16 protein-coding genes are annotated in these 15,427 nt (G+C 41.8%); 9 read left to right on the top strand and 7 right to left on the bottom strand.

What is annotated here, in order from left to right; genetic code table 11:
- Nucleotides 1-75: 75 nt before the first annotated feature.
- A complete protein-coding gene (locus AC0VX7_RS12660; protein WP_475424502.1) occupies nt 76-867 on the bottom strand; it encodes an alpha/beta fold hydrolase in 792 nt (263 codons plus the stop codon).
- A 153-nt stretch (nt 868-1,020) separates the two neighbouring features.
- On the opposite strand from AC0VX7_RS12660, the gene AC0VX7_RS12655 reads away from it, so the two are divergent.
- Together AC0VX7_RS12655 and AC0VX7_RS12650 are read left to right on the top strand one after the other, a co-directional pair.
- A complete protein-coding gene (locus AC0VX7_RS12655) occupies nt 1,021-2,169 on the top strand; it encodes a glycoside hydrolase family 18 protein (RefSeq protein ID WP_475424501.1) in 1,149 nt (382 codons plus the stop codon).
- A 286-nt stretch (nt 2,170-2,455) separates the two neighbouring features.
- Nucleotides 2,456-4,525: a metallophosphoesterase family protein gene (locus AC0VX7_RS12650; protein WP_475424500.1), complete on the top strand. Its 2,070-nt coding sequence runs from the start codon at nt 2,456-2,458 to the stop codon at nt 4,523-4,525.
- A 204-nt stretch (nt 4,526-4,729) separates the two neighbouring features.
- On the opposite strand, the gene AC0VX7_RS12645 is transcribed toward AC0VX7_RS12650, so the two are convergent.
- The 5 genes from AC0VX7_RS12645 to AC0VX7_RS12625 all read right to left on the bottom strand — a co-directional run bounded on the left by AC0VX7_RS12645 (nt 4,730) and on the right by AC0VX7_RS12625 (nt 9,187).
- Nucleotides 4,730-4,999 (bottom strand): hypothetical protein, encoded by a 270-nt coding sequence (locus tag AC0VX7_RS12645; RefSeq protein ID WP_475424499.1) that lies wholly within the window; start codon nt 4,997-4,999, stop codon nt 4,730-4,732.
- A 130-nt stretch (nt 5,000-5,129) separates the two neighbouring features.
- Nucleotides 5,130-5,399: a DUF1292 domain-containing protein gene (locus AC0VX7_RS12640; protein WP_215030118.1), complete on the bottom strand. Its 270-nt coding sequence runs from the start codon at nt 5,397-5,399 to the stop codon at nt 5,130-5,132.
- A 106-nt stretch (nt 5,400-5,505) separates the two neighbouring features.
- Nucleotides 5,506-6,420: a CBASS cGAMP-activated phospholipase gene (locus AC0VX7_RS12635; protein ID WP_475424498.1), complete on the bottom strand. Its 915-nt coding sequence runs from the start codon at nt 6,418-6,420 to the stop codon at nt 5,506-5,508.
- Nucleotides 6,421-6,545: 125 nt separating this feature from the next.
- Nucleotides 6,546-8,006 (bottom strand): alanine/glycine:cation symporter family protein, encoded by a 1,461-nt coding sequence (locus AC0VX7_RS12630; protein WP_475424497.1) that lies wholly within the window; start codon nt 8,004-8,006, stop codon nt 6,546-6,548.
- 314 nt (nt 8,007-8,320) lie between these two features.
- The gene (locus tag AC0VX7_RS12625) at nt 8,321-9,187 is read right to left on the bottom strand and encodes a dimethylarginine dimethylaminohydrolase family protein (RefSeq protein WP_475424496.1); all 867 of its coding nucleotides are present in this window, start codon (nt 9,185-9,187) and stop codon (nt 8,321-8,323) included.
- A 172-nt stretch (nt 9,188-9,359) separates the two neighbouring features.
- Between AC0VX7_RS12625 and AC0VX7_RS12620 the strand changes: the two genes are divergently transcribed.
- The 7 genes from AC0VX7_RS12620 (at nt 9,360) to AC0VX7_RS12590 (ending at nt 14,508) form a co-directional block, all read left to right on the top strand.
- Nucleotides 9,360-9,503, top strand: a complete 144-nt coding sequence (locus AC0VX7_RS12620) for a hypothetical protein (protein WP_198135599.1) — start codon at nt 9,360-9,362, stop codon at nt 9,501-9,503.
- A 13-nt stretch (nt 9,504-9,516) separates the two neighbouring features.
- On the top strand, nt 9,517-9,663 hold the full coding sequence (gene fbpA, locus AC0VX7_RS12615) for a Fur-regulated basic protein FbpA (RefSeq protein ID WP_215030110.1): 147 nt from the start codon (nt 9,517-9,519) through the stop codon (nt 9,661-9,663).
- Between the two features lie 81 nt (nt 9,664-9,744).
- Nucleotides 9,745-10,071 (top strand): MerR family transcriptional regulator, encoded by a 327-nt coding sequence (locus tag AC0VX7_RS12610; RefSeq protein WP_475424495.1) that lies wholly within the window; start codon nt 9,745-9,747, stop codon nt 10,069-10,071.
- A gap of 135 nt (nt 10,072-10,206) precedes the next feature.
- Nucleotides 10,207-11,526 carry an ammonium transporter gene (locus AC0VX7_RS12605; RefSeq protein ID WP_475424494.1) on the top strand — a complete coding sequence of 440 codons (1,320 nt, stop codon included), beginning with the start codon at nt 10,207-10,209 and terminating at the stop codon, nt 11,524-11,526.
- A gap of 80 nt (nt 11,527-11,606) precedes the next feature.
- A complete protein-coding gene (locus AC0VX7_RS12600) occupies nt 11,607-12,575 on the top strand; it encodes a DUF294 nucleotidyltransferase-like domain-containing protein (protein WP_475424493.1) in 969 nt (322 codons plus the stop codon).
- 9 nt (nt 12,576-12,584) lie between these two features.
- Nucleotides 12,585-13,313, top strand: a complete 729-nt coding sequence (locus tag AC0VX7_RS12595) for an exonuclease domain-containing protein (RefSeq protein WP_475428149.1) — start codon at nt 12,585-12,587, stop codon at nt 13,311-13,313.
- Nucleotides 13,314-13,491: 178 nt separating this feature from the next.
- Nucleotides 13,492-14,508 carry an LLM class flavin-dependent oxidoreductase gene (locus AC0VX7_RS12590; protein WP_475424492.1) on the top strand — a complete coding sequence of 339 codons (1,017 nt, stop codon included), beginning with the start codon at nt 13,492-13,494 and terminating at the stop codon, nt 14,506-14,508.
- Nucleotides 14,509-14,588: 80 nt separating this feature from the next.
- Here the strand turns inward: AC0VX7_RS12590 and coaW are convergent, their stop codons facing one another.
- Nucleotides 14,589-15,386: a type II pantothenate kinase gene (gene coaW / locus AC0VX7_RS12585; RefSeq protein ID WP_475424491.1), complete on the bottom strand. Its 798-nt coding sequence runs from the start codon at nt 15,384-15,386 to the stop codon at nt 14,589-14,591.
- Nucleotides 15,387-15,427: the final 41 nt, after the last annotated feature.

The following is a 15,427-nucleotide window of genomic DNA, read 5'->3' as shown; positions in this document are numbered from 1 at the left end:
GCTCGATACCATTTTACCATTAATTTATTGCGTGAAAAAAACACCTGCCCTGAGTGGACAGGCTGCTTGCGCTCGTTATCTTTTTGCAAGAAAATCTTTCATCACTTTAACAAGTTCTTCATGCTGTTCATACATGCTCATATGGCCTGCATTTTGTATAACTTTCTTCTCTATATTTGGTCTGGATACAATAAATGTTTTTTCAGGAGGAATAATTTGATCCTGTTCACCAGCAATCAAGATTACAGGAAGATCCGTTTCCTCTAACACTTTATTCCGTTCTGGTCGATCTTTCATCGCCATCAAGGCGCTGACCAGACCATCCACCTTAGTCATCCTGCCAATTTTGACTGTCTCTTCGATTTCCTTCGCATTCACTTCTATATTTTCAGGAGAAAAGAGCTTCCTGGATAGTCCTTCGATAAATGCTCCAGGTCCCTCTTCCTGAATCCTCTTTGCATTGTTTTCCCGGGCTTCCTTCGCTTCTTCTGAATCCGGATTTGCTGTTGAGTGTACCAAAGAGAAAGCTTTTAAGTACTGTGGGTATAACTCGGCAAATGCCAGGGTGATATATCCTCCCAGTGAATGACCGAACATTGTTATTTTATCCAATCCTAGCTGATCCAATAATTCTTTAATTGTACTGGCCATATCCTCAATGGAATAGCTGTCCTTCCCCATGCCTGACTTTCCGTGTCCAGGAAGGTCGAGTGCGATGACTCTATACTCCTTGGCCAATTCGGGAATGATTTTATCCCAATAGTGCTTGCTCCCGGCAAATCCATGTATGAGGATGATTGGATCTCCTTTGCCTTGATCATAAAAACTTACTTCCGTACTCCCAGTTCTTACCTTCTTTGAGTCCATATTTTCCGCTCCTATCGTTCAGTATATTTATTATATTCCCCCAATCTCGTTTATTAATCTATCGCTAGAATCGATAGGCTGATATTTCCACAGCTATAAAGGTGTATTCTCTGTTACAATTTTGAGGTTGATAAAACACAGGAGGATACCCTTATGAAAAAACTTTACTTGCCTCTGATGATTGTTTTACTCACCTTCATGGGCGGTTTTATATCTGGAACATTATATTCGAATACGCAAAAAACTAAAACAATCGCAACCAGTGCTGAAGCAGCACATTCAACCAAAATACCTGGAGTTAAGAAAGAACCACAATTGAAAGAGCAAGAATCAAAGGTTTTAATCGGCTATGTCCAGGATTTCAGGAAACCGGACGAGATTGATTACGATAGCCTGACTCATGTGATTTTTTCCTTTGCACATCCAAACTCGGATGGAAGCCTGTTAATGAATGGTGATCATGCTGTCAAAAATTTAAGGGCGATTGTTACTAATGCGCAAAAACACGATACGAAGGTTATGCTGGCAATCGGGGGCTGGTACCATATCAATGGCGGGGAATCTTATGATTATTTCAAGGCAGCCATCTCAAACCCTGCTTCAAGAAAAAAATTAGTTCACGAGCTTGTAAGTTTTGCAGAAAAAGAAAAGCTAGATGGTATAGATATTGACTTTGAGCACCCTCGCTCAACAGAAGATGCGCGATATCTGGCTGATTTTGCAAAAGAATTAAGTGAACAATTGAAGCCAAACGGTAAGGAACTGTCCATCGCTGTAAATGCCAAGGTGCACAGCGTGACGGGGACTGAAATTCACTCTGTCGTGTTTGAGCCATCCATGTTCAAGTACTTTGATCATGTCAATTTGATGGCTTATGATGGCCAATGGGATGGAGAGTATAACGCTGCCAATTTATCACCTTACTCTTATTCTGCTAATATAGTGGCGTACTGGACAGCCCTTTTTGACAAGCATGGATTTTCAAGAGAGAAACTTGTCCTGGGTGTGCCGCTATATGCACAGCCTGAGGATCCTTCGATTAAACAGGTCTCATACGAAGCTCTTATCAATCATAACCCTGCTAATACCGGAAAAGACCAAGTCGACATGAATGGGACAACATACCATTATAATGGCCATTCCACATTGAAAACGAAAACCGATCTTGCACTCTCAGAGCAGCTGGGCGGCATGATGCTATGGGAAGCAGGTCTAGATGCTAAAGGGAATCACAGTGCCACGGCTTTAATCTCAGGGGAATTAAAAATCCAGGAAGATCCTCGATACTATACCCGGAAATAAACAAGGAAGCCACTATTGGCTTCCTTTTCTTTATTTACTAGGAAATTATAAAAAAATTTCAATGTGGATATCTATACAGGTTTTCTTAATCCAGCTCCAGCGCCTAGCCCCTCGAGTCGCTTCGGTCCGCCCAATGAAGTCAAAGAACGACTTCACTGGTCGGCCCTCCAGCGCTTGTTGGGGCTGAACGAGGCGCTTGCGCTTTTTGTTCTGGGCCTCTTGGACACCGTTTAATTACTGCATGAATAAGTTAGCAGTAAAGAACTATACGGTGGTGAACTGATGAATGAGATTACCAACTATTTTGTCCGGACCAGTCATTAGAAGGGTCGACCCTTCTTCTATATATATTTGGATTGCTTTAAGCCGTCAGGTTGAAATCGACGCTCGATTGTTCCAGATCGATATTACAGGAACAGACGAAGAGAACAAGTATCTTCCTTTAGAAATCTATACTGAATCCAAAGTGTTTAGAGCAGGAGCGCAGTTATTTATATATTTGGTTAAAATCTCTTCCGCTGATTATCATTTACCTCTCTGCACCCTCCTTGGTTATAATTTAATTTTTAAAAGAGGACGATTTGTCAAAAATTTAGGCAGTTATAATCTGCTCAATCCTGATAGTCCCCGTTCAATCGTATACGGGGATCTTAAATATCCTGCGTTTTATTTAAACCATGAAAGCGAGCCTACAAACTTGCTATATGGCTCCTGTCGAAAGCCGCATGGACAGGGTGATGATGCCCTGTTTGCAGCAGACGTCCTCGTAAAAAATAAACATCTTGATCTTTCAGAGCGGCCTAATGCCTTATTTTTAATGGGAGACCAGATTTATGCTGATGATGTTGCAGATCCACTTTTCCCGATCCTGACTGAACTTGGCAAGGAATTGATAGGTGATAGCGAAAGCGGCAAATTACATGAGCTCCTGCCAGAGAACTTATATACCCGGCTAAACCAGGTGAATGGACGGCAATTCCTGATTGAGCATCTTGCCAACTTTTCTACCAGGAAGGGCGATAATCATCTGATCACTTTGGGTGAATATGCAGCCATGTATTTATTCAGCTGGAGTCCGGAAATTTGGGATTTCATCCATGAGAAGGAGCTGCTTCTTTCCTTTCAGCAATTACAGGAAAGAAATAAACTTCACCTTAAGTTGGATAAAGATGAAAAGACGAGAATGAAGGAACTGTCGATGTTGGAAGCAAGGTACGATGAGCAAATCGAGAATATAAGGGACTTTGTCGTCTCCCTGTCTGCGGCAAGGCGTTTGATGGCTAACACGCCTACCTACATGATCTTTGATGACCATGACATGACAGATGATTGGAATATATCCGAAAAGTGGACTTCTTCAGTCAGAGAATCCTCTTTGGGAAAGCATATCATAGGTAACGGTCTTACAGCCTACTGGCTATTCCAGGGGTGGGGCAATGAACCGGAAGGATTTGACCAGACATTTTTCCAAAAAGTAAATAGCTATATTGCCTCAACCAGCATTGATTCAGCCAGTTATAATGACGGGTTGAATTATCTATGGAATTATCATTCCTGGCATTTCATCGCTCCTACCGTCCCGAAAACAGTTTTCCTTGATACAAGGACCCAGCGAGAGTTCGACCCTAGACCAAAGGCAATTAAGCTGGGCGGGATGATAGAAGAAACGACGCGCACTCCCCTGTTGATCAGCAAAGAAGGCTGGGAGGCTATTTCTCGAAAATTGATTAAAAGCGGCTGGAAAAGTAAGACACCCCTGAATATAGTTTCACCAACACCTTTTTACGGAATGGGATTAATCGAATCCTTTCTCCATAAATATGTATATCCATTCAAAGTATTAGGCTTCCCCGTCCAGACTTCATTTGATTTTGATGGGTGGAAATACAATGGCAAAGGCTTTCATGCGTTTATAAACCAAATTGCCTCATGGGATCCTGCCTACTGTGTATTGCTTTCCGGCGATGTGCACTTCTCTTCATCCGTGAAATCAGAGGTTCAGTTTCGATCCGGTAAAAAACATTCATTCTATCAATTTACAAGCAGTCCCATTCATAATGAAAGCTTTACTGGATTATGGGGAGCGTTGATGAAGTCAGTGCTTTGGCTAAACTCCCGCAAGAGACGAGAACAGAATATTTACCGCAGCTGTGGTGAATCATATCAACTTACTCTTGGAAAAAGTGATGTAAATCCAGGTGAAACCCTTTTGTGGGAAGAAAAAATAAACTATTATTCTTTTGAAGATGGCAGCGTGGCCGAAACGAAAAACTCAATCGGTTATCTGGAGGTCGAAAAAGGCAAACTGGAGAATACTTTGCTTATGACAGTGGATTACGGCGAAAATGTAGAATGAAACAGGCGATCTCTTTATAAAAAAATGAATGACAGTACATTCTGACGAAAACTCAAAAGTATCAAAATCGTAATCCGCACGAAATAACCCAGGGGGTTTCTACCTCTGGGTTTGTTTTGATATGTTTTTACGGTTCACAAAAAAAGTAATGTAAAATTGTAAACGATCTTTACACAGTATTGTAAGACAAGATGTACAGGAGTTCTATGAGCTGAGCTCTTCAAATTCTTTAATTTTCTCGAGCCTTTCTACAAGCACCATACACTTTCTGTCGCCGATTTCATAGATATACATTTTATGGCCGTTTTCCTTCAGGAGCTTCTTAAATTGGATTTCGCCTGATAAGTCATATCCGTTTGCTAAATCCGAAATTTTCTTTAGTATTTGCTCCCTGCTTGGTTCGTTAGTAGATGCTATTTTAATAGGTATCGGAATCCCCTTTATTTTAAAGGTGACAAGGACGACGCTTTCCAATTGAATCAACTCCTTTCAAAAACAATTCGACAAACTCATTTAATTTCCTTCTATTTACAAGTTTTTTTACCATAATGCCTTTACAATATAATACCAAAAAAGGAGCGAGGCTTAACCTCCCTCCTCCTCATTATTCTTCTTCATTCATCATTTCATCAAATGCTGAAGACACTTTTTCAAATTCGTCATCAGATTCAATTGCTGCAAAATCTCCATCTTCGTCTACTTTCAAGAAAAAGATATCAATATCTTCGTCCGTTTCGGTCTGAAGATCTTCGACAAAACTGACAGCTGCATAGTCAGACCCTTCAATTGTCAAAGTGCCAATCACCTCGACCTCTTGCTCCACATCATTCTCGTCACTAATTGTGAATACTTCGCCAACTTCAAGTTTATCCATCGATAGTACCTCCTAACTTTTTTTACACAGCATAGTATCTCAAAACTATGTAATCCACATTCTGTTTAAGACTAAGTTAAAAAGAAGTTTTTAGCCAGTATAAAGCCTAATTACCTGATAAAAAAGATGCGATTTTGTCTTTGTTATCTTGAAAGACCTGCCGTCCCAGATGCTTTAGTTCTTCCATATTAGTAAAATCATCAAAAGGGACTTCTTCTGATAGCTCTGTATTCAGTCTGAGGTAATGATCGCCTAGCAAAAGCCGACAGTGATAAGAAACGGATTCTGAGGATAAATCCATCGCCAGATCCAATAATTTTGGCGTAACCTTTAAAGTTGGAAAATGGAAAGGCAGCCATTGGCGGATGCCCCAGTACTTTTCCTCACTTATGGAAAAATCGATATTCTGTTGGCCAGTTCCAATCGATAGTATATGGATGTCGGCTAAGTCGGTTTTAAAGTGGTGCAGGGCTTCCGTCACACAAACCAACGATGGATTATTAGCCCATAGCCCCCCATCGATCGATAAATATTGATTGTTTACATTGTTGGGTGGAAAGTAGATTGGCGCTGAACAAGACGATAGCACAGCATCCCACAACTTTATCGATAATTCATTTTCGGACGAATAACCAAAGTCAGTTCGATGAACATAAGGTTTTCCATGGGTTATATCAACAGCTGGGATCAACAAAGGCTTTTCGATATCGCCAAGAGTAATTTCCTTGAAGGCTTGTTTTAACAACCGACGTAAATACCTGTCACTATAAACACTCTTGAAAAGACCAATCTTGGCTTTTCGTACAAAAATCTTTTCACCATAAGTCTCGTACCTGCCCATCACCTCTTCCATCGATGTGTTCAAAGCAGCTGAAGCAGCGATGATTGATCCTGTACTTGTACCTGAGATCACATCAAAGAGTTCACCCACAGGCTTTCCAAACTCTTCCTCTATCGCTTGCAGGATAGCAATCGGGAAAATGCCTCTTATACCGCCGCCATCGATGCATAACATTTTCATGGAATTCCCCCGATTCGTCCTTAATGCTCTCATTCTTCCCATTCCATCGGGACAATATAATCAAACTGAATAAGCAAAAAAAGAAGAGCTGCCCATTGAGATGGCAGCTCTTCAGAAGAAACGACTTATGATACTTTATCCTTTTCATGTTTGAAGGAATATTCTTCTTCCCAGTATTCAGCATTTTTGATGCCGAGTTTTTTGGAATTGAAGACTGGATCAAGTCCTTGCTTTTTCTGTTCCTCATAATCCTTCAAGGCAATCAATGCTGGTTTCGCGAGCAGGACAATGGCAATCAGGTTGAGCCATACCATCAATCCCAAGCCAGCATCACCAAGCGCCCATGCGAGTGACGCTTCTTTTACCGCTCCATAGAAGACCGCACCAAGGATGACAATTTTGAGGATGAACATTGGCACCTTGCCGTTTCTTCCTCTAAGAAGATAAGCAATATTCGTCTCAGCCATATAATAGTAAGCCATGATTGTTGTGAAAGCGAAGAAGAATAGTGCTACAGCAACGAATTCTGCACCGAACCCAGGAAGAACCGCATCTACTGCAGCCTGTGTATATCCTGGACCTGCTTCAACTCCTTGAAGGTTCTCGACAATGAATGCTCCGTCCGCGCCAACCGTATTGAACATTCCTGTGAACAGGATCATGAAGGCTGTGGCAGAACAAACGAATAGTGTATCGATGTATACAGAGAATGCCTGGACCAGTCCTTGTTTAGCCGGGTGTGAAACCTCTGCAGCAGCAGCTGCGTGTGGCCCCGTACCCTGACCTGCTTCATTGGAGTAAATACCGCGTTTTACACCCCATGCAATCGCGCTTCCAAGGATACCGCCAAACATTGAGTCAGCACCGAAAGCGCTTTTGAAAATCAATGCGAAAACGGCAGGAACTTCTGAGATATTCATTCCGATAATGACTAGGGCGACAAGGATGTATCCAACAGCCATAAATGGAACTGTATATTGCGCGACAGACGCGATCCTTTTAACTCCTCCGAAAATGATTAAAGCCAAAAGTGCGATTACAACAAAACCTGTCACTGACTTGCTAACGCCAAAAGCATTCTCAAGACCAAGTGCAATCGAGTTGGACTGAATACCCGGCATTAACAGGGACATTGCGATCAAAGCTGCAATGGCAAACGCAATAGCAAACCACTTAATACCGAGTCCTTTTTCGATGTAGTATGCCGGACCGCCTCGGTAAAGACCGTCTTGTTTCACTTTGTAAATCTGCGCTAGTGTTGACTCTACGAATGCACTTCCTGCTCCGATGAATGCAATCGTCCACATCCAGAAAACCGCACCAGGTCCCCCCATTGCGATTGCAGTGGCAGTACCTGCGATGTTACCAGTTCCTACACGGCCGGATAAAGCGATAGATAAGGCCTGAAAAGATGAAACGCCCGCATCGGAACTTCTTCCTGTGAACATAAGTTTAACCATGTCTTTCAAGAGTCTAACTTGTAGAAAACGTGTCAAGATTGAGAAAAGCAAGCCGATTCCCAGAATGATGTAAATGACCGGGTTGCTCCACAAAATCCCATTGAGCCAAGAAACAAAAGCTTCCAAATGAATCCCCCTTTACAAATTTGATTTCTTTCTATTTTGAATTATAAGATAATTAAACTCAAAGGACAATCAAAATGTGATATTTAACAGCAAACAATTTATATATCTGTATATAAACAGAGGTTCGAGTACAGAATTTGATGGTTTCGTACCACAGGTTTATATGGGTTCTGTTCGGGCGGGTTCCCTTGCTTTCATCCAAAGCTGTCAGAAGTTGCTCCATGTTCAGACAGCAATTCGCTGGTTACCATAAAACCTGTCCGAAGCTGGCCATAAACGAAACAAGCGAGAGACGACTGTCTCCCGCTTGTTTCTTAATGTCCACTCTTCTCTCGTAAAATCGGAAGGGTACAGCAGCGGAATGAACCTCCGGACTTTATGATTTCTGTTATATCCACTTCAATTACTTCGAATCCCTTACTTCTTAGTTGTTCATTAACTCCTTTATTTACAGGCAAGCTGAGGATTCTTTTGTTGCCGATACAGAGCACATTCGTTCCAAGTGTGAATTGTTCCTCTTCACTAACATCTATTAGGTCATACCTTGAACTGAACAGTTTAATATCTTCCTCTGTCAATGCAGGTCGATAGATTAATGCGACTTCCGGGGAAACGACATTGAAGACGCAGTCAAGGTGCAAATACTCGGCCTTAAATGGAATGGCGCGAACTTTAAGCTGGGGAAGCAATCCTTGTAAATGATCTGCTGCTTGTTGGTTGGTCCGGTTACTCAAGCCAACATATATAGTGTCTTGATCGATGACTACATCCCCTCCCTCGATCTGATCACCTATTAAATTATAATAGGATATTCCCTCATCCTCGAGCCACTGTTTCAGGACGTTCTCCTCGCCCTTTCGCACATCGCTAGCCATATCCGCAACAAATATGGTTTGGCCGAGTGTAAACCCGATATCTCTGGTAAAAACTTGCTCAGGGTATTTTTTATGGTATGGAAGAAGGATAACCTCCACCCCGTAATGTTTTAAAGTATTCACGAATTCATTGTGCTGTTCCAAGGCAACTTCTATATGTATGCCTTCATCCTTGAAATGTTTCTGAGTTTCATTAATTACATCACGTATTGTCATATACTGTGGGCTACAAAGAATGACTTTCTTAAGTACGTCATATTCATTTATGACATACCCTCTATTTTCGGGCTGCATATTCTGTTCCATCCTCATTCCTCCTTATATACAAATCACTTTAGGTTTTCCGGATTTTACTTTAATCATTACTTCCCCTTGAAAAAATCCTGTCAGATATCCTGACGAACCTGCTGACTTTTTAGCAAGAATTCTTTACGCTTATGAAAAATTCACAACCGTTTCAGGAAATGAGGAGATGAATGTGGAAAGACAGAATACTTCTGATTTGGCACAATTGATTATCATGCTTGATCTTTTTCGGGATGAATTGTATGAAGAACTTTTGAAAAGACATGGAAAGCACGCTGTAGAAATATTACGTGCTGCTCAAAATGAAACTTTTTAAGGAGGGATTCTCTGTGTCCTTGCATTTGCGTACTGCCGTAGAAAAACTAAAGGACCATTATATCCAGCATCTGATCAAATCGAAAATTACAAATGAAAGCGAAGAAGAATTAAGGAAATTAACATTAACTGAACTTAAAAATTTAATTAATGGGGATTAACGATTTTATTATACAAATTAATAGCCATGTAAGGAAATATGACATATACTATTTAAAACTGTTAAAAGCGTGGTGTATGAATTGGCTGCAGACCCATCCTCCTTTAAAGAAAAGAAAGTCATAACTATAGGTATTGTCAGTGAGCTGACCGGACTTTCTGAACGACAAATACGATATTATGAAGAAAGGAAATTAGTCTTTCCGGACCGAACCCCTGGTGGAAGCAGAAGATATTCATTCGTAGATGTCGAACAATTAGTTGAGATTGCCAACAAAATTGAAGATGGCGTCCAGACTTATGAGATCCGGCAGGAAATGATTAAGGAAAAGAAACGACATAAAGACGAGTCACATAAGAAAATGATACAAGGACAATTGAACGCTCAATTCGGCGTTCGAAAATACTAAACTATTAAACCTTCAATAATGGAGGTTTTTTCTTTTTTTAGAAACCGTGTAAGGTTTTCTGACACAAACGTAGATTGATTAAAAAATACATGCGAGAATACAAACTACATTCACAATTTGAAAGGGGACGAAAAAATGGATACGGTATTTTTAATGAACAGCCTATGGGTTATGATTTCCGCGGTTTTGGTAATTTTGATGATTGGAGGCTTCATCCTGCTTGAAACAGGATCAACACGAATGAAGAACGCCGGCCACATTGCCGGTAAAACGATTCTGACATTTGGGATCTCATCAATCGTTTTCTGGGCTGTAGGTTATGGCCTTGTTTTTGGAGAAGGTAACTCGATTCTGGGCTTCTCGGACTTTTTCTATTCAGGCTATGACGTAGAGGGCTTAGGACTTTCAGGTGCTGTATTCTTTCTATTCCAGCTGGCATTCGCCGGGATTTCATTAACGATTGCCTTTGGCGGATTTGCTGAGAGAGCAAAATTATCTGTATATCTTGTCTTTGCACTTCTATTCTCAGTATTAGTTTATCCGTTCATTGCCCATTGGATTTGGGGCGGCGGCTGGCTTGCAGAACATGGAAAACAGGATTTTGCTGGTTCAACTGTAGTCCACCTGACTGGAGCAATGGCGGCATTGGCAGCGACCATCCTTCTGAAGCCGCGTATTGGCAAATTTAATAAAGACGGTTCAGCTAATAATATCGAAGGCCACAATCAGGTTTTCACAGCATTGAGCGTATTGTTATTATGGGTTGGCTGGTTCGGATTTAATGCAGGAAGCACCGTTTCTGTTGATGGAGCATTCTTTGGGTTTGTTGCTCTCAACACGAATCTTGCAGCAGCTGCTGGTACTGTTGCAGCCATGCTCATCTCCTGGATTGTTTTAGGCAAAGCGGATGTTCCAATGATGTTGAACGGAGCGCTCGCAGGCCTTGTGGCCATTACGGCATCCTGTGCTTTTGTTGATACTTGGGCAGCGGTTATCATCGGGCTGATTGCCGGCATCCTTGTTTTCTATAGTATTCGCTTCTTCGAAAGCAGAAAGATAGATGATCCTATCTTTGCGCTATCAGTACACGGTACGGCTGGTGTTTGGGGTACTCTATCAACAGGATTCTTTGCGACCCCTGAGCTAGCCACAGTTGGGAATCCAGGATTGTTTTATGGTGGCGGTCTTGAACAACTGGGAGTACAGGCGCTGGGAGTTGTTGCCTCAGGTGCTTTCGCTTTCACTGTATCTTTTATCATCTTATCGATTATGAAGGTAACAATGAAGGGCTTGCGGGTAACAGAAGAGGAAGAAATCATCGGCCTGGATATTAGTGAACACGGAAGCTATGGGTATCCGGAATTGGTTAATAAAGAAGCAGCTGCAAAGGGATCAATTGAAATCCCCTCAACAGGCAATGTTCCTTTAAATTCACAGCAACCTTCTGTCAATTAATCTTTGGGGTAATTAAGCGGCGGGCCCCTATTGTGGGCCAGCCGTGTTTTGATGAATGGAGAAAGGAGGCCGTCCGGCTTATGAACTTGAGTGACGATTCAAATATTAATGGAATAAGAGTCAAAAGGCAGTCTGACGCATCTTTTAGCAATGAACAATTAAACCATTTTCATGATTTGGTCTATGATCAAGTCTTAACTGCTGCATTATGCAAAGTCTCAAAAGAATACGGGAATCCCCCTTCCCCATTCTCTTTCTTCGTCATGGGCAGTGCTGGTCGAATGGAGCAATCTATTTGGAGTGACCAGGACCACGGATTGGTTTTTACACTAAAAACAGATGAAGCACAGGAGTACTTTTTAAAGTTAGGAAAAGAGATTTCTGAAGGATTAGAGATCGCTGGCTATAAAAAATGTTCCGGCTCTGTTATGGCCAGCAATCCATTGTGGTGTAAATCAATGAAAGATTGGGAGACTCAACTTGGACTTTGGGTTGATGAATCTACATGGGAGTCAATCCGCTATTTGCTCATATTCGCAGATGCCAGGTCGATCCTCGGCGATCCTGGCATGGTAAGCAGATTAAAAGAAAAAGCCTTTGATGAAGTTAAAAGAGAGCAATTGCTGTTAAGGATGCTTCATAACACAATGTATATGAAAAAAGGCGTCGGACTACTTGGCCAGCTGCTTGTAGAAACTCATGGTGCCTATACTGGATCTATTAATCTTAAGGAAACAGCGTTTCTCCCCTTCGTGAATGCAGCAAGGCTGTTATCATTTTACGGAGGGATAAAAGAAACACCCACACTCTCTCGTATCAGCCTTTTATCTGACGTCATGATGCCAGATCAAGATAAATCTTTGTACAGCAAGAATTTCTCTGCACTGCTTGACTATCGCCTTAAACATGGATGCAACAGGGATTATGACTCCGGCCACTACGTAAATACGAGTAAACTCACTAAAGATGAAAAGAAATCATTGAAGGAAATCCTTAAAGTTGGTGAACAATTTTATGAACATGTCCGGAAGATGCTTGAGAGGATGTAAGTTTTGGGAATGAATGATATGGTTCGTTTCTTCCGGCAAATGACCGGGAAGCTTGGGTCGCACATCTATGCAGGAATGCTGCCTCACTCAAATCCGCAGCAAATGTCTTTTTTAAGGCAGCTGCAAAAAGAAATGAAGGAAGGAAATAGCCTCGCCTGTCCGTTGGAAGAATTGCCAGTCGTCGTTTTTGACATCGAGACAACAGGCTTTTATCCAGAAAAAGGCGATGGGATTATCTCAATAGGAGCTGTCAAAGTAATTGGTTCCAGGATACTAGATGATGAAGTTTTTTACTCTTTAATCAACCCTGAAATTCCAGTGCCGACTAATGTCCTTACACTGACTTCTATTACTGAGAAAGAGCTCATGGCTGCCCCGAAAACTTCAGAAGTGCTGATGGAATTTTTAAATTTTATTGGCAGCTCAGTACTTGTAGCTCACCATGCAAAACATGAGCAAGCCTTTATGAAGAAATTTACAAGCAGCCATTTACGCTTTAATTTCGAACACAGAGTGATAGATACTTTATTTCTAATAAGATTATTCCAGCCTGTTGTCAATTCCCTGCCCTTGGAACAAATTTGCCTTGAGTGCGGGATTGAAGTAAACGATAGGCATCATGCATTGGCAGATGCTAAAATGGCAGCAAATCTTTGGGCTTTCTATATAAAAAAAGCCCGTGAGCAGGACTACCGGAATTTGCGGGAGGTATATGAATACTTATCCTTAATAACATAACCTTGTTCCCTGCTGCCCTCCCCAAACTCCCTTTCTTAAATGTCTTTATTCCATTTATCTCAAATCATTTTATTTTGATTACCGAAAGAAAATTGTTACTATTGAATTGTATAACCGCTGGGAATAGTAAAAATGCTAATCCTGGCAGTTAATATTATTCAATGAAGGAAGATGAAAAATGACCGAAAACAAACGTTTAAACGATATAAAATATTCCGTGCTCGACTTGGCTCCGATTCTTGAAGGTGGCACAGCAGAAGATGCGTTCAAAAACACACTGGATCTTGCCCAACATGCTGAAAAATGGGGCTATAACCGCTATTGGTTAGCAGAGCATCATAACATGCCTGGCATAGCAAGTTCCGCTACATCGGTTGTCATCGGCCACGTTGCTGCTGGTACATCCTCTATTAGGGTTGGTTCAGGCGGTATCATGCTCCCTAACCATGCTCCGCTAGTGATAGCTGAACAATTTGGTACACTTGAATCTCTCTTCCCGGGGCGAATTGACCTTGGTCTTGGTCGCGCTCCAGGAACTGACCAGGTGACGGCCTATGCATTACGTCGTGAACGTCGCAGTGATGGTCAGGATTTCCCTGAGCAATTGGACGAACTTCGCGCCTATTTCAATCCAGAGCTCGATTCTCAATATCGAAGTGTCAAGGCGATCCCCGGCGAAGGATTGAATATTCCCATCTGGTTATTAGGCTCAAGTGGCTATAGTGCTCAGCTTGCAGGACAACTAGGTTTGCCGTTTTCATTTGCCAGCCACTTCTCACCTGAAAATACTTTAGGAGCACTAAAGCTTTACCGAAGGAGTTTCCAGCCTTCAGAAGTTTTGCAAGAGCCATACGCAATGGTCGGTGTTAACGTGATTGCTGCTGATACTGATGAGGAAGCAGAATTCCTGGCAACATCGATGCAGCAGCAGTTCCTTAACTTGTTCAGGAATAATCCAAGTCCATTGCTGCCTCCTGTCAAGAACTTGGAAAACCAGCTGAGCGAGTATGAGAAAATGCTGCTGGGCAGCCGTATCGGATCATCTATCGTAGGTAGCCCTGAAACCATCAAAATAAAGCTGCAGCAATTCCTGGATGAAACCCAGGCAGACGAAATGATTGTCAACGCGCAAATTTTTGACCATAAAGCAAGGTTGAAATCATTCGAAATCGTTTCTGATATTTTTAAAGGATAGAAAAAATAGTTCATGATAGAAAGAGGAGAACTCAATAGATTCTCCTCTTTTAATTTGTCTTATAAGCATGTAAGTTCACATCACTTGAGTATTGCCCCGATTGCTCCGCTGAATTCGCCGGTCTGCAGAAATGTTGGTTCCAGCCCCGACATTTTACAATAAAAATCAAGGCTTTCTTGCAATGGCTTATTACCTGACAGCGTACTTCCGATAAAAATAACTCTTTTTGTACTGTGTAGAGCAGCTGTTTGTACGGTTAGAAGCGTGATGGTCTCTGCAATCATATTCAAAACTGAAGCCGTTTTGTCGGCCGCAGAACTTGATAAAATAGCTTCCGTCTTTGCGAAGTTGCTCGCAGTTAAATCACCAGGAATTGGTGGTTCTTCTGGATGATAAATATCCTTCACCAGGAGGTCCACGTTTCCTTTTTCACCTGAGTCAGACAAGCTTACCAGACTTGCAAAATCACTCGGATCAGCCAGAAGTTTTCCCATTCCCATAAAAGTACCGCCGCCAATTCCGCTGCCAAGAACCCTTTCATAGTTTTCGCCTTCAATTTTAAACCAGGAAGTGCCGGTACCAATATTGATGAGTATGGATTTTTCACCATTAGGTAATCCTTCCTTCATCATTAAGTAATTAGCACCTTCACATGCTGCGGAAAATTCATCGATAATCTCTGCGTCCGGAAAGAATTTGGCTTTAATTTTTCCTGCTCTCCCGCCTGTAAGGGAGACCCTTTTGTTAGAGGAAACAAGTTTCAGCCACCCTAATGCTTCATCCATTTCTCCGAAGGGTAGTTTCCGAAAATGAAATCTGCCTTCATAAGCGATTTTAATTAGTGAGCCGCCAGCGTCTATGCCGATCCTATTTTTCATGAGGTCTCTCCTCTCATGGAACTCAAGTTAACCTTTTTCCT

Source organism: Mesobacillus sp. QJM3NY_10, from assembly GCF_056173465.1.
This window is presented reverse-complemented; position numbering and strand designations above follow the sequence as displayed.

Excerpts from the sequence above, each read along its gene's own strand:
- AC0VX7_RS12635 (WP_475424498.1), bottom strand. The coding sequence starts at position 6,420 with ATGAAAATGTTATGCATCGATGGCGGCGGTATAAGAGGCATTTTCCCG.
- AC0VX7_RS12650 (WP_475424500.1), top strand. The coding sequence starts at position 2,456 with ATGAGATTACCAACTATTTTGTCCGGACCAGTCATTAGAAGGGTCGAC.
- AC0VX7_RS12605 (WP_475424494.1), top strand. The coding sequence starts at position 10,207 with ATGGATACGGTATTTTTAATGAACAGCCTATGGGTTATGATTTCCGCG.
- AC0VX7_RS12660 (WP_475424502.1), bottom strand. The coding sequence starts at position 867 with ATGGACTCAAAGAAGGTAAGAACTGGGAGTACGGAAGTAAGTTTTTAT.
- AC0VX7_RS12590 (WP_475424492.1), top strand. The coding sequence starts at position 13,492 with ATGACCGAAAACAAACGTTTAAACGATATAAAATATTCCGTGCTCGAC.
- AC0VX7_RS12625 (WP_475424496.1), bottom strand. The coding sequence starts at position 9,187 with ATGGAACAGAATATGCAGCCCGAAAATAGAGGGTATGTCATAAATGAA.
- coaW (WP_475424491.1), bottom strand. The coding sequence starts at position 15,386 with ATGAAAAATAGGATCGGCATAGACGCTGGCGGCTCACTAATTAAAATC.
- AC0VX7_RS12595 (WP_475428149.1), top strand. The coding sequence starts at position 12,585 with ATGAATGATATGGTTCGTTTCTTCCGGCAAATGACCGGGAAGCTTGGG.
- AC0VX7_RS12655 (WP_475424501.1), top strand. The coding sequence starts at position 1,021 with ATGAAAAAACTTTACTTGCCTCTGATGATTGTTTTACTCACCTTCATG.
- AC0VX7_RS12640 (WP_215030118.1), bottom strand. The coding sequence starts at position 5,399 with ATGGATAAACTTGAAGTTGGCGAAGTATTCACAATTAGTGACGAGAAT.
- AC0VX7_RS12600 (WP_475424493.1), top strand. The coding sequence starts at position 11,607 with ATGAACTTGAGTGACGATTCAAATATTAATGGAATAAGAGTCAAAAGG.